Annotated in this window: 14 protein-coding genes and 1 pseudogene; 3 read left to right on the top strand and 12 right to left on the bottom strand. The window is 43.7% G+C overall.

Annotated elements, in window-relative coordinates; translation table 11 throughout:
* Window positions 1–251: 251 nt before the first annotated feature.
* From BBR47_RS13425 to BBR47_RS13405, 6 genes are all read right to left on the bottom strand, one after another.
* On the bottom strand, window positions 252–473 hold the full coding sequence (locus BBR47_RS13425) for a hypothetical protein (RefSeq protein ID WP_155801084.1): 222 nt from the start codon (window positions 471–473) through the stop codon (window positions 252–254).
* 163 nt (window positions 474–636) lie between these two features.
* Entirely contained in the window at window positions 637–1,734 is a 1,098-nt protein-coding gene (locus BBR47_RS13420; RefSeq protein ID WP_015890934.1) for a C39 family peptidase, read from the bottom strand.
* A gap of 237 nt (window positions 1,735–1,971) precedes the next feature.
* Window positions 1,972–2,289: a DUF5412 family protein gene (locus BBR47_RS31085; protein ID WP_015890933.1), complete on the bottom strand. Its 318-nt coding sequence runs from the start codon at window positions 2,287–2,289 to the stop codon at window positions 1,972–1,974.
* 157 nt (window positions 2,290–2,446) lie between these two features.
* Window positions 2,447–2,743, bottom strand: coding sequence for a phosphoadenosine phosphosulfate reductase family protein (locus BBR47_RS31960; protein WP_419761088.1), 297 nt, complete (start codon window positions 2,741–2,743; stop codon window positions 2,447–2,449).
* A 98-nt stretch (window positions 2,744–2,841) separates the two neighbouring features.
* Window positions 2,842–3,408, bottom strand: a complete 567-nt coding sequence (locus BBR47_RS13410) for a YobA family protein (protein WP_015890931.1) — start codon at window positions 3,406–3,408, stop codon at window positions 2,842–2,844.
* Between the two features lie 54 nt (window positions 3,409–3,462).
* On the bottom strand, window positions 3,463–3,789 hold the full coding sequence (locus tag BBR47_RS13405; RefSeq protein WP_041749406.1) for a trypsin-like serine protease: 327 nt from the start codon (window positions 3,787–3,789) through the stop codon (window positions 3,463–3,465).
* Between the two features lie 249 nt (window positions 3,790–4,038).
* Between BBR47_RS13405 and BBR47_RS13400 the strand changes: the two are divergent.
* The 3 genes and pseudogenes from BBR47_RS13400 (at window position 4,039) to BBR47_RS31255 (ending at window position 7,321) form a co-directional block, all read left to right on the top strand.
* Window positions 4,039–5,471: pseudogene (locus BBR47_RS13400) on the top strand (SulP family inorganic anion transporter).
* A gap of 213 nt (window positions 5,472–5,684) precedes the next feature.
* Window positions 5,685–6,914: an MFS transporter gene (locus tag BBR47_RS13395; RefSeq protein WP_015890927.1), complete on the top strand. Its 1,230-nt coding sequence runs from the start codon at window positions 5,685–5,687 to the stop codon at window positions 6,912–6,914.
* A 251-nt stretch (window positions 6,915–7,165) separates the two neighbouring features.
* Entirely contained in the window at window positions 7,166–7,321 is a 156-nt protein-coding gene (locus BBR47_RS31255; protein ID WP_015890926.1) for a hypothetical protein, read from the top strand.
* 339 nt (window positions 7,322–7,660) lie between these two features.
* Here the strand turns inward: BBR47_RS31255 and BBR47_RS13390 are convergent, their stop codons facing one another.
* The 6 genes from BBR47_RS13390 to BBR47_RS13365 form a co-directional block, all read right to left on the bottom strand.
* Window positions 7,661–8,200: a GNAT family N-acetyltransferase gene (locus tag BBR47_RS13390; protein WP_015890925.1), complete on the bottom strand. Its 540-nt coding sequence runs from the start codon at window positions 8,198–8,200 to the stop codon at window positions 7,661–7,663.
* A gap of 281 nt (window positions 8,201–8,481) precedes the next feature.
* Window positions 8,482–9,435: an NADP-dependent oxidoreductase gene (locus BBR47_RS13385; RefSeq protein WP_015890924.1), complete on the bottom strand. Its 954-nt coding sequence runs from the start codon at window positions 9,433–9,435 to the stop codon at window positions 8,482–8,484.
* Between the two features lie 14 nt (window positions 9,436–9,449).
* Complete coding sequence (locus BBR47_RS13380; protein ID WP_015890923.1) at window positions 9,450–9,779, bottom strand: winged helix-turn-helix transcriptional regulator; 330 nt, start codon at window positions 9,777–9,779, stop codon at window positions 9,450–9,452.
* Window positions 9,780–9,807: 28 nt separating this feature from the next.
* Window positions 9,808–10,767, bottom strand: coding sequence for an LLM class oxidoreductase (locus tag BBR47_RS13375; RefSeq protein ID WP_015890922.1), 960 nt, complete (start codon window positions 10,765–10,767; stop codon window positions 9,808–9,810).
* Between the two features lie 67 nt (window positions 10,768–10,834).
* Window positions 10,835–12,046 carry an MFS transporter gene (locus tag BBR47_RS13370; protein WP_015890921.1) on the bottom strand — a complete coding sequence of 404 codons (1,212 nt, stop codon included), beginning with the start codon at window positions 12,044–12,046 and terminating at the stop codon, window positions 10,835–10,837.
* Between the two features lie 217 nt (window positions 12,047–12,263).
* Window positions 12,264–12,890, bottom strand: coding sequence for a LysE family translocator (locus tag BBR47_RS13365; protein ID WP_015890920.1), 627 nt, complete (start codon window positions 12,888–12,890; stop codon window positions 12,264–12,266).
* Window positions 12,891–12,903: the final 13 nt, after the last annotated feature.

The following is a 12,903-nucleotide window of genomic DNA, read 5'->3' as shown; positions in this document are numbered from 1 at the left end:
CGGCTCGAACCTCCTTCTCCATCAAGGAATGAGAGGTTCGAACCTGAATTTCACTTCGTGCAAATCTTAATACTGAGATTGTGTGCTGTAAATAGATCAACATCTATTACACAATTCATGATGTTTTGAACCCATTCTTTACTGTTGCTTACACTAGGTACATCTCGTGTGCTCATTAACGCATGTAAAGTTTGGTTGTTTTTATTAAACTTGCTTTTTGGTATTATAAAATTTTCAGGGTATTTTTTACATTATTCCCTTACTGGATTCTTAGAATATTCTTCAATTCTCTGCATATCACCATTGGAAGTTATTTTAACATTGATTAGATATGATTCTTGGGCTTTTGTATTTCTGACTTTTGTCATATATGTCCCATGTGAGAAATTGTAAGTAGGCTCATCTGTCCTTAAGCTCTCAATTGGTAAATTATACTTCTCACTTACATACTCTGTTGCATAGTTAATAGCCAATGCCCTGTCTCCAGATGTTCCATAAAATATAGTGTAAAGGTTCCAAACTAATATAATACTAAGTACACTAACTACACTCCAAATCATCTTTTTTTTAATGGTGAATGCCCTCCATCTATATGGAATGATAAGAGCAGAAACACCTGCTCCTTATTTAAATGACTCATGAAACTTCTAAAGATACCATAGTAATAATTGGCTTGTTTGTTGTGTAGTCAATGTACAGTTCTTTCGACCAATCCCAAGTCCCATCCGTGTATCCAATTCCATTGTCTTGAATATAGAGATATTTATCGGTTCCATCTTCTAGATACCCAACACCAACAGTCCAATGGTAGTCGTAGGCGTACTCAGCATCTGGTTCGAAAAACGTGAAGTACTGATCAAATTTTACTGCAAGTGGGCGACTTCTACCAATTTCATACTTGTAAGTAGAAAAACTATTAAACGAGTCTGTTGACACAGTATGAGTGTGACCTCGGTTTATGTAACTTTTCAACCCACTACGCACATTTGAAACTGACATGCCATATGACTTTCCGCCATGATACTTGTAAACAGCATTTATCATCTCAGTTCTGGTGAAATAATCTAAACCATCTATTGTGTCAAATCCTTTTTTGCTACGCCAGTACTCAGCTATTGCAGCAATTGTTGCAGGCCCACATGAGCTTGCTGGGTTATTTACTCCATCTTCCCATTGAGTGAACCTTGTTACGTTAAGATAGTCTTCGTCTACTCTTAAGGTACTTACATCACTAGCTTCTTCTGTCGTATAACTTTCCCAAATAGACTTTGCCTCTCTGTTCTTCGGGATCGTAAATTCAATGTCTTTTTCCTTCTTCTGTAGTCCTTTGTTGATTTTTTTAGCCAACCTACTACCATCATTAGATTTTAGGATTGAAGTGTTTCCCAAAAAGTAATATTTTTCATTATCTTCTAATTCTTGCAGTTTAATCTTTCCTTTTCCAGCAGCAAACACTGGAGAGTAATCAGTGTTTGCTGAAACAATAAAGAAATAACTTTCTTCATTTTCTAACTCATAATAATATCCGATATGCTCATCGTTGGTGTCATAAAGTTCAACAACATCCTGCTTGTCCTCAAGGCTAACATCAAATTTGAATTTCTTGATGTAATCCTTGACTATCTCATCTGCAACTTCTTCTGAAACGTATGTATCATCTTCATTAGCATAAGCCCCAGATGAAAAAAATAGTAGAGAAACTGCAAAAAGCAACCAAGAGAATCTCTTAATCATTACCAGCGCTCCCTTTTTTTACTACATTATATAATGTTCAGAATATTCGTCAACATTTCATAATATTTGCTAGTTTGATGTTGTATGTTATAGAAAAGTGTCGAGAGATACATTGTTTGTATTTACATTAAAATCCTGAATTCATTTTATGCTTATAAAACGTCTATAACCTTTTAACGTTTTGCTTTACTGATCATATTTGGTTAATTTACTCGAATATAAGGAAGGAATTCCTTCTTATATTGAATATCCAACTGGGCATGAAAATTGCCCTAATTTATCCATTGTTCTCTTGTCATTCTTCTCAGACCTAACATCTAAGATTCTCTCATTGATTTTGATATGGGTCTCGTCAAGCCATTCTACTTTTGCTTCTGTTTCTTTCCAACTCCAGTAAATAAGTCTCTCACTACCGAAAAGTCCCGTATTTACATCTACTCGTAAGCCACTTTCATCACCGACATGATATACCTTGGCAACGTATTGACTGTTCGGCGAATACACCTCATTAGAATAAAATGTGTTGTAATAGAGTAAAAAGGGAAGTAGGATCAAAAAAAACAGAGCAATGAATAACTTATTTATGTAGGATTTTTTTCATGATACTCCGCCTTCGTGAATCAAAAATTTCTTATTGAATCTATCATCTTCGAACCAATCAATACCTCGATTGATAGCTGCTTGATCGGTTAACCAATTGTAAACCATTGCATTATATACCTTCCTGAATGTAACCATGCTTCACGGGAAATGGACACATCATACAGCCAGTGCGTGGAGTGAAAATTTTGAATCCAATTGATTCAAGAAATATTGCTTGGAATCGTTTAACTTTTTGAATCTGCTCGTTTAGCAGTTCATTTACATAAATCTCTAGTTCAATTAATCTAGTTAAAATATCCAGCTTTTTCGGATACGTTTGGATAATATTCATCTTGTATAAATCGTTATAAGAAATCTCTTCTTGTTCTACATAGTCCCAGATATCTTTTTCACGCCACCTTTGAATCAGACACCAAACAAACGTTCCTCATTCAACCGAACTATAAATGTACTCTCCATCACGCATGCATCACTCCTTTCTTTAGTTGCAGCAGGGTACAAATTTTAAAACTCTTTTACTTCCCCAGTTTGTGCATGAATTTGTAGATTAGTTTCTTTTTTATGATCATAGTCTGTTGCTTTAATCTGCCAATAATCCTTCTGTCCACTTGCACTTTTAATAATGATTCCGTCATCATGTTTGCTCTTTAAATAATTGATTGCGTGTTGAATCGCACTTTTTTCATCCATTTGATTAATAGGATTTTTGCTTTCTTCATTAATTACAAGTTTACTGAGTTCTGCGCCACTAGGATAAGATTGTGCTGATGGTGTTGTTGACCATGTAGATACTGTGTGACCAACTTCGATTTCATCATACGAGATGTTATTCCCCTTGCTATCGAGGAATACGGCTTCTTCTTTTGGGAAATACCACTCTGCTGCATAGAAGTTCTCATCGCTCGTCTTGGTTTCATCATTTTCTATAACTAAGAGACCTTTTTTTTGAAAATCTTTTTCAGTTACGTATCCTGTTAATGCTTGCTTTTCAACATCCTTGTGATTAGTTGTACATCCAGTTATAAGTAATGCTGCAATGATTAATATCAAAGTTTTTTTCAATGTGCTCATTTCCTTTCTTATTCCCCATGAGAAAACCTTGCCTCATGGGGAACTTTATTTCAACTAGTTACCAGTAAAAATTGAATCAATGTTAAAATAATCTTTTATTTCACTAATATGTGTGTAAACTCCAGTATCTGCGCTATGAACTCCTATTGCTGTTTCACCATAAAATATAGGCCCTCCGCTATCCCCTGGTACTTCTGAATAACTAGCCTGCCTCATGTTAGTAAAGTATTGTTTGTCTCCATTTTGGCTTTCTATATTCCCCCTCCAATTAGTTGATTTCAACGTTCCACACTTCACTCTTTTCATTTGACTTCCTGAGATGCAAACTGTATCTCCAATGGTTTCATCCCTTGTTCTCTGAACCTCTGTAAACGATAGCATTGACTTCCTTGACAGAATTGATCGGATTCAACAAATCCGTGTCTCAGGTCCCCCCTCTGCACTTTTAATCGGAAAGTCGTATATCCTTGTGCCTTTTTACCGTTTCCCTAAAAAAAGGATGGCGAAGATGACTCCTTTTTACTATAATGAAAAACTGCAAAAAACGGCCCCGACTTTTCTGAAAGGGAAAAGTCACGATACGATACGATACAGTAACGAGGAACAGTATTGAACCTTCAACAACTAAAAATGGAATGGTTTTCAAACGTACGTGTTGACATGCTAGCAGGTATTACGGTTGCACTTGCCTTGATTCCGGAAGCCATTGCTTTTTCTATTATTGCCGGTGTCGATCCAATGGTTGAATTGTACGCTTCCTTTTGTATTGCAGTCACCATCGCATTTGTCGGGGGAAGACCGGGCATGATTTCCGCAGCTACAGGTGCGATGGCGTTATTAATGATTACTCTGGTCAAGGAGCATGGTATCGAGTATTTATTCGCGGCGACTGTTCTGACCGGTATTTTGCAACTGGTACTGGGTGCCTGTAAAATCGGCAGGCTGATGACCTTTGTCCCCCATACGGTCGTGCTTGGTTTCGTCAATGCGTTGGCTATTCTCATCTTTATGGCTCAGCTACCCCATTTCATTGGGGCGTCCTGGGTTATGTATGTCATGCTGGCTGGAACGCTCGCGATTTATCTATTTGTTGCCGCGTCTCACCAAAGCAGTCCCTTCAGCTCTCGTAGCAATCATCGTCATGACCGTCATTTCCATCTGGGCAGGTCTTGATGTACGGACCGTTGGCGACATGAGTGAAATCACACGTCAATTGCCGCTGTTCCACATTCCTAGTGTCCCGTTGAACTGGGAAACACTCATGATCATACTGCCCTACTCCTTCCCACTTGCATTGGTCGGGATTCTGGAATCATTGATGACGGCTGCCATTCTCGATGAGATGACAGATACGCGCAGTAACAAAAATACGGAAGTGAAAGGCCAAGGGATCGCCAACATCATCACCGGATTCTTTGGCGGAATGGCTGGTTGTGCCATGATCGGACAGTCTGTTATCAATGTGAAATCAGGGGGACGTGGTCGTCTGTCTACCTTGGTTGCAGGGATTTTTCTCTTGTTCCTGATCCTGGTCCTTGGAGACGTTGTCAAACAAATCCCGATGGCTGCCCTCGTCGGTGTCATGGTCATGGTATCGATTGGGACGTTTAACTGGCAGTCCATACGTGACCTGCGGAAAATTCCTGTTGGGGATGCTGTTGTCATGATTACTACAGTGATCATCGTCGTCGCTACGCACGATTTGGCAAAAGGAGTCATTTCTGGTGTGATCCTAAGTCGGTCATATTTGGCTGGAGGATGGCCCGCTTGCATGCACCTCCTACGATAGCGATATGGGCGAAAAAGTGTACACCGTCTCGGGTCAACTGTTCTTCGGTACCATGACACACTTCGTCGACCAGTTTTCCTTTCAGGATGATCCCCAGCAGATTATCATTGATTTTTCTCGTTCCCACGTCTGGGATTTGTCAGCTGTCACGGCTATCTCGAAAGTCGTAGAGAAATACAGACAGCTGGACAAATTCGTCGTCATCACCGGACTTAATGATGAAAGTAAGCGATTGATTGATCGTGTGGGTATAAGCACACCTGCCGGACATTAACCTGCTGTTTACATGAAAATCCCCTAATGAGTACAAGAGCTTCATCTCTTGTCGTCAGGGGGTTTTCTTTTGTCCGAATGAAGTCAAGGTTTCCTCTTATTTCATTTTTGCAATAGTCCGATCATATTTCCGAATTGGTCAGCAGTAATTTGCAGTGCTAGAATGATCAATAACAACATTCCTGCTTTTTAACTGCAAAGGTTGTGACAGAAGATGGAATTTTCATGGAAACGTAATTTGATCGTCTTATGGATTGGGGTATTTTTTTGCAGCACCGCCTACTCCATCTCCATCCCTTTCCTGCCCATCTTCCTCCATACTTCACTGGGGGTCAATGAGCATCTGGAAGCATGGTCCGGCATCTCGTTTGGCATCACGTTTTTAGCAAGTGCACTCATCTCGCCATTTTGGGGCTCTCTCGCGGACAAATATGGACGAAAGCCCATGTTGATTCGCTCTGGATTTAGCCTCGGTTTGTTGTACTTTTTGACGTATTTGATTACAGACCCTTATTTGTTTCTTGTGTTACGGATCTTCCAGGGCTTGCTTGCCGGCTACGTACCTGCTGCCATTGCGCTGGTAGCGACGAATACACCAGAAAAAAGCGTCGGGTACGCACTGGGGATTATGGCGACTTCGGGAGCAACAGGAGGAATCATCGGTCCATTGGTTGGCGGTGTCGTCAGTCACGTATGGGGAAACGCGGAAGCTTTTATATTTTCAGGATTTGTCGTGCTCGTAGCAGCGCTGATCGCTACTTTCTTCGTGAAGGAAACGAACTTGAACCGCTCCGGCAGTCGCTCGAGTGTACGAGAAGATTTGCGTGCTGCGATGGCAAACCGCCCGTTGATGTCCATACTGGGTATGAGTCTGATGGTCACGATTTCCGTTATGCTTCTTGAGCCTTTATTAACCGTGTATGTCATGCAATTGGGCGCTTCGCAGCAAGACGCATCCCTTAGCTCCGGCATCATTTTTGCGGCAGTGGGCATCGCGACGGTCATTGCTGCTCCACAATGGGGAAAGCTCGGGTCAAATATCGGCTATTCCAAAATCTTATTCATCGGCTTAATGGGTGGAGCCGTCGGAAATTTACTGCAATTTTTCTTCACCAATCTGTATGGATTTGGCATTTTGCGATTCGCGTACGGACTGTTTTTTGCCGCTGTTTATCCGTCGATCAACGCCATGATTGTGAAAGTCACAGAACCAGAGTTTCGCGGCAGGGCGTTTAGCTTGAACCAATCCTCGACGCAGCTCGCGACCATGATGGGTCCAATCATTGGCGGTTTTCTCGGAGGACTCATCCCGATTCGCTACGTATTTATCATCAATGGTATCGCGCTGTTGATTACTGCCATCGTGATTCGATCCAAACGTTCACAATTGATTGGACAGCCGTTGAAGCAGCAAACAACGGAGCATCAGCTAGCTACGAAGTAAGCTGGGTAGCCTGATCACATGCGAAAACTCCCTCTCAAACGTACAGGTGAGAACCTGGCGATGACAGAAGGGAGTTTTTCACATGATCCCGCCTTTTCTTCCACGATTGTATTCGCTACAATAGTAAGTACTCAGAATGTGAACAGAAGATTCTGACAAGCAAAAAGTCAAATTACATACGCCATGGAACGACCCGCATATTCCGATTTGACGAGACCACTCATTTAGTCTGGGGAAAGGGGAACACGTACATGTCGGGGAAAACGGTGATCTTGCTTATTTTGATCATTATTGGGCTGATCTGTGTCAATCTGTTTGTCTCCAACGGTTTCATTCGCCTGCTTGCCATCGTAGGAATCTTAGGGATTACTTTTGTTCTGCAGGGGGCCGTGGTTCGAAAGAGGTGAAGAGGGGACGGTTACCAGCGAAGGCGATCTACACTGTCACGCTGGCTTTTTTATGAAAACAGCGGCGGGCTCGGTTGAAAAATCCAATCCTAGCCCGCCGCTGTTACATTCCAACTTACTCGCTCTTTTCCTGTGAGTTATCACAACCCTCGACTTTTACTGAGCAGCATTACTCTACAAACGGTGAAATAAAATCAACCGCCAAATGTGACGGTTGATTTTATCTAGGGCCTGTACGCAAACTTATTTCCTTAATTTACAGTTTGCGTACACACCCTAGTTGATCGAATACCAACACCCCTTCTTTTACAGGGGTGTTGGACTAACTTGAAGGCGTCATTAGTGTTTCCAATGCAGCACTTCATCCGGATTGGCAACATTTCGTCCGTAGTATTGGTGGGCGCGGAAGTTGTGGATCTCCTGACAGGCCTTGGACATATTCCGGAGTACGACTTCCTGTGGTAGATCATCGTGCGGACTCCAGTAATAGATCTTCATTTCATATGTCTCGCTATTTTCTTTTTCCCAGCTGTATTGAATGCGGTCCGCTTTCACAAACCCGTTCTTTTGATAAAAATGGACTCTCTTGATGGAATCTTCATCATTTCGATCGATAGGTTCTACCTCCAGAATGATGTCTTTCCCTCTCTTTTTGAGTGTCTGGATGACCTTGGTACCGATACCTTGTCCACGCGTGGCAGGATTGATTAGGAGGTAATCGATGAAGATAAACGTCGGAAACTCCGCGTACAGCAAAAGAAATTTGTCTGTATCGACTTTGTGGTAAATGTCTGTTTCCCTGATAAGCGCCTGAATTTGTCCTTCCTTTTTCATTTCATATTCTGGAAAGTATTCATTTAATCGGTCATACCAATCCATGAGACATTCCCCCACTTGATCACTCGTAATGATCTCTTTAGCTTATACAGAATTGCCCAAAACCACTCAGGTTTAATTACCGGAAGAATGTCAAGACCTTAATATTCTAAAGCAGGAATCTACTGAAGGTTATATATTATAACTACAAGGGTCACACGTATATGACTTGAAAACTGTCTGGCGACACGAACGTACTACCATTCTGCGACACAAATGGGTTCAACAAGCCAGTTTTTAGAATCACATTTTTCGTTTGTGTCACTCGACACCCATTTTCCCCATCATGAATGGACGAGCACAATCTTGCCACGCACTCTACCCGTTTGACTAAAGAGATGCGCATCTCGAACCCCTTCAAGCGTCAATGGATATACCTTCGTCAAGATAGGCTTTACGTTCTTGGCTTCCACTAGCGCACGGATATGATTCAGATTTACCCCATCTGGACGCGTGAACCCAAAAGTAACATCCAGCTCTCGTTCTTTCTCAACCGCATCAGCGAACGAAGGTTTCTTGGCATCACGCTCGCTAATAATAGTCGCCACTCTTCCTTGCCGCTTCATCAATTTTATAGCATCACCATACGCTTCTCCACCCAGCGTGTCCAACATGAATGAAAATGGTGTAGAGGTATGAAGTGGTCCTTGATCATAAGCAATGACTTCATCTGCTCCCAGCTCACGGACAAAATCGCTATTTTTGGAGCTAGTTGTCGTAGCCACATAGGCACCTAGCGCTTTTGCTAGCTGAATCGCCATGGAACCGATCCCGCCGCTTCCTCCCAACACCAGGACTTTTTCTCCCGCTTGTACCTTCCCTACCTCTACCAATGCCTGCCAAACCGTTAGTCCGACCAGTGGTAGCGAAGCCGCTTCCGCATACGACAAACCACGTGGCATCGGGGCTACGATATTCGCCGGAACGACAATTTCATCTGCGTATGTCCCTTCCCTTTCCAGCTCTGGTCGGAAGAAGACATCGTCCCCGATTTGAAAATCCTGCACATTCGTACCGACAGCCGTTACCGTGCCCGCCGCATCCCACCCTAAAATAAGTGGCAGTTCAAAAGGAAAATCTGCTTGTAACAGTCCTTCCCGCACCTTCCAATCCACGGGATTTACCCCGCTCGCTTTTATGGAAATGAGCACATCCTCCGGCCCGATTGGTTTTGTTGGCCATTCCATTTCAGTTAATTGCTGGATACCACCGTATTGCTTCATGCCAATTCCTCTCATCGAACTTCCCCTTTTCATTCGACTATTTTTCGCAATTGGTTTTCGATGTGACTCTCTCCCCATTCACACATGACATCCAGAACCTTCGACAGGGTCTTGCCATACTGCGTCAAGTCATACTCGACGCGCGGGGGAATCTGCTGATACACATTGCGGGTAATGATATTGTCCGCTTCTAATTCTCGCAGTTGCTGCGTTAACATTTTTTGCGTGATGGCAGGCATTGCGCGTTTCAATTCGCTTGTCCGCTTTGCCCCTTTTGCCAACAAGCAGAGGATCACTACTTTCCATTTCCCTCCAATAACTTCCAATGTTGCCTCTACAGGGATATTGTATCGTCCCATATCCTCCCCTCCTCATACGAAGATGTAGTCAAACCCGCTCCGGTGCGTCGATATGAGCCGGGAAATAAGGCAATACTTCTTGTCCAAGCTCATCAATGACCTCGTCAATGGGACGCTGGCTAGGGAACAGGGCGAAGAACAAATGATTGACGCCGACCTCTTGATACATGGCCAGCAGTTCTAAAAGCATTTTTCTGCCGACTCGGTACCCTAATCGAATCGGCGTGACCGACTCATCCGGATCTTCCGCTAGATCCAAGTGAAGAGGCTGAATAAATGGCTTGAATACACCTGGATGATATTTCTGGACAAGTTCTCTCCATTCTTGGATGGCATGTGCTTGATTGAATGGATCACGCGGGTAATAAATCCAGCCATCTCCGTTTTGCGCAAACCAGTCCATCGTTTGTTGACTGTACCCCGTGATAAAGGTAGGAATGGGCGAAGTCGATTTAGGCACAAGATTCGCTCCATTAATCATACCGTATGGCGAGTTGATTTTCGGGAAATCCTCTGCCATAACCTTCTGCAAGTAGTCGTAGCCATCGCGAAACAGTTCCGCACGCTGTTCATGCGGCACATTCAACCCATGAAAATCAGCCCGTCTGTCCCCAGAAGAAATCCCCATCATCAAACGTTGGGGAAACAAATTTTCGATGGTCGCTGTCTCTTTTGCCACTCGCAACGGATGCCGCAGTGGAAGCACGATGCTCGAGGTACCAAAAGCGATTTTTTTGGTTTGCGCAGCCAAATAGGTTAAATAAATCATCATGTCATAAATTTGCCCGGTAGCAGGGTCCTGCAAAATCACATCGCGCAGCCAGATTCCAGTAAAGCCGTAGTCTTCTGCTGCTCTGACGAGTTCAACCTGGCGCTCCATTGTCGGCGCTTCCCATTCGTATGCCTCCAGCGGAATGTGAAATCCTAACGTCATCTTTCTTTCTTGGAACATTCGCTGAAAGCCATAGTGACCGTCGAATTTGCTCATCGATGCTCTCTCCTTCTATGGTGACCAGCGGACACATGCTTTGATCCGCATCCGCGTCTTTGTTCGATTAACGACGAGTTTTTTCCAGCTTGCTGCTGATCACCGTGAGTAATGCTGCACCTAACACCATCACTCCGCCGACCCATGGTGTATGAATCAGGCCAATCGTATCGACGATCATTCCTCCAACGAGGGCTCCAATCGCAATGCCGAGATTGAATGCCGCAATGTTAATGGCAGAAGCTACATCAACAGCACTTGGCACGTATTTTTCAGCCAACTGCACGACATACACTTGTAAGCCCGGTACGTTCATAAAGGCCAAGAGGCCCATTAGCATAATCGTAAGGGTTCCCACCCATTTGAACGGAGCGGTAAATGATAAGATGATCAGAATGATCGCCTGGACGATGAACATCCAGCGCAGTGCTTTTATCGGATTCTTGTCGGCCGCTTTTCCTCCGACCGTATTTCCAATCGCTACCGCAATCCCATAGACGAGTAGAATCAAACTGACGGCGCTCGCCTGATAACCTGTGATTTCTTCCAGAATCGGACCTAAGAACGTAAAGGTTACAAAGGTACCGCCGTAGCCAAGAGCCGTAATGGCAAAGACAAGCAACAGTGGCAAGTTTGTAATAATTTTCACTTGGTCTTTAATAGAAGCTGGCTTGGCATTTTTTAAATTGCTTGGTACCAGAATCGCTGTCGAGATAAGTGCAATCACGCCAAGAATGGCCACTCCCCAAAAAGTCGCTCTCCATCCAAACATTTGACCAATATACGTTCCCAAAGGTACGCCTGTAACGGTTGCAACAGTCAGACCGGTAAACATCGTCGCAATCGCACTGGCACGCTTGTTTTCTGGCACCAGATCGGCCGCAATCGTCGAACCGATGGAGAAAAATACACCATGAGAAAACGCGGTAAAGAAACGGGCAATGATTAATATCGCAAAGCTACTCGACAAGGCTGCCGCACTGTTTCCGACAACAAAGACAATCATCAAAAGCATGAGTAGCGCTTTGCGTGGAATTCGACTTGTGAGTGCTGTAATAATCGGTGCACCAATGGCTACCCCTAATGCATATCCAGAAATAAGAAGTCCTGCTAAGGTGATCGTTACTTTCAAATCCTGTGCGACAGTAGACAACAAACCGACGATAACGAATTCAGTAGTCCCGATACCAAATGCACTGATTGCGAGAGCAAGTAAAGCAAGAGTCGATTTTTTCGCACCAGTTGCTTGCTGCTTCACATTGGATGTAATTGTGCTCATCTAAGTTGTATCCTCCCTTTATTTTTCTTGCCGTTCACAAAGCAGGGCCCCTTACTTATCATGATTGGCGAATATGTTGGTTCTGAATGCTATTATGTCTCATGCCTTACTTGATAGGAAGTACGTACTTTCAAGTATCATAGGCACCAAAAAGTACCTTACACCAATAATCAAGCAATAAAAAAAGCCGGGAAGACTGTCCTCCCGACTCATTCCTTTATCTTTCTTGCAGCGCTACTTTTAATCCCAATAAGATGTAAACAGAACCTACGATCTTGCCACTCCAGCGGCCCAGCCAGGAAATTCGCTTCACCAGATGCCCCAGTGGCCTTATACTGATCGCAATCAACGCGGTGTAAAAGAACCCCAAGATGGCGAAAATCAATCCCAAGACAAGGAATTGATAAATGGCCCCCCTGCGCTCCGGATGTACGAATTGTGGCAGAAACGCCAGAAAAAACAACGCAGTCTTCGGATTTAGAACTTCTGCGAGGATAGCTTGCCCATACGATTGCAGCGGTGGCAACGGTGTTACTTTTGGCAGCTCTGGGTCAACCGGTTTTTCAAGCATGGCCCGAACCCCTAGATACACCAAGTAAGCCGCTCCCACAAATTTTACGAGATGGAATGCCCATGCAGATGTCATCAAAATCGCGGATAAACCGACCGCAGCAAAAATCGTATGAATGAAGTCGCCTGTAGCAATGCCAAGCCCTGCCATGATCCCTGCTTTACGTCCTCCCTGAACGGTACGCGTCGCAGTTAACAGGACAGCGGGTCCCGGAATTAAAAAGAGGCCGATCACAACAGCTAAAAATGCTCCCATAGTAGTCCAATCAAACATGTGCCTCTCCCTC

Origin of the sequence: Brevibacillus brevis NBRC 100599 (assembly GCF_000010165.1) — a bacterium.
In the GTDB taxonomy this organism is placed as follows: Bacteria; Bacillota; Bacilli; order Brevibacillales; family Brevibacillaceae; genus Brevibacillus; species Brevibacillus brevis_D.
The sequence above is the reverse complement of the archived record's forward strand: the minus strand, read 5'-3'. Positions and strand labels throughout refer to the sequence as shown.

Excerpts from the sequence above, each read along its gene's own strand:
- BBR47_RS13390 (WP_015890925.1), bottom strand. The coding sequence starts at position 8,200 with ATGGATTGGTATGACCGATTAAATGAATACTTTCCAGAATATGAAATG.
- BBR47_RS13410 (WP_015890931.1), bottom strand. The coding sequence starts at position 3,408 with ATGAGCACATTGAAAAAAACTTTGATATTAATCATTGCAGCATTACTT.
- BBR47_RS13385 (WP_015890924.1), bottom strand. The coding sequence starts at position 9,435 with ATGAGAGGAATTGGCATGAAGCAATACGGTGGTATCCAGCAATTAACT.
- BBR47_RS13370 (WP_015890921.1), bottom strand. The coding sequence starts at position 12,046 with ATGAGCACAATTACATCCAATGTGAAGCAGCAAGCAACTGGTGCGAAA.
- BBR47_RS13420 (WP_015890934.1), bottom strand. The coding sequence starts at position 1,734 with ATGATTAAGAGATTCTCTTGGTTGCTTTTTGCAGTTTCTCTACTATTT.
- BBR47_RS31255 (WP_015890926.1), top strand. The coding sequence starts at position 7,166 with ATGTCGGGGAAAACGGTGATCTTGCTTATTTTGATCATTATTGGGCTG.
- BBR47_RS13375 (WP_015890922.1), bottom strand. The coding sequence starts at position 10,767 with ATGAGCAAATTCGACGGTCACTATGGCTTTCAGCGAATGTTCCAAGAA.
- BBR47_RS13395 (WP_015890927.1), top strand. The coding sequence starts at position 5,685 with ATGGAATTTTCATGGAAACGTAATTTGATCGTCTTATGGATTGGGGTA.
- BBR47_RS13380 (WP_015890923.1), bottom strand. The coding sequence starts at position 9,779 with ATGGGACGATACAATATCCCTGTAGAGGCAACATTGGAAGTTATTGGA.
- BBR47_RS13365 (WP_015890920.1), bottom strand. The coding sequence starts at position 12,890 with ATGTTTGATTGGACTACTATGGGAGCATTTTTAGCTGTTGTGATCGGC.
- BBR47_RS13405 (WP_041749406.1), bottom strand. The coding sequence starts at position 3,789 with ATGCTATCGTTTACAGAGGTTCAGAGAACAAGGGATGAAACCATTGGA.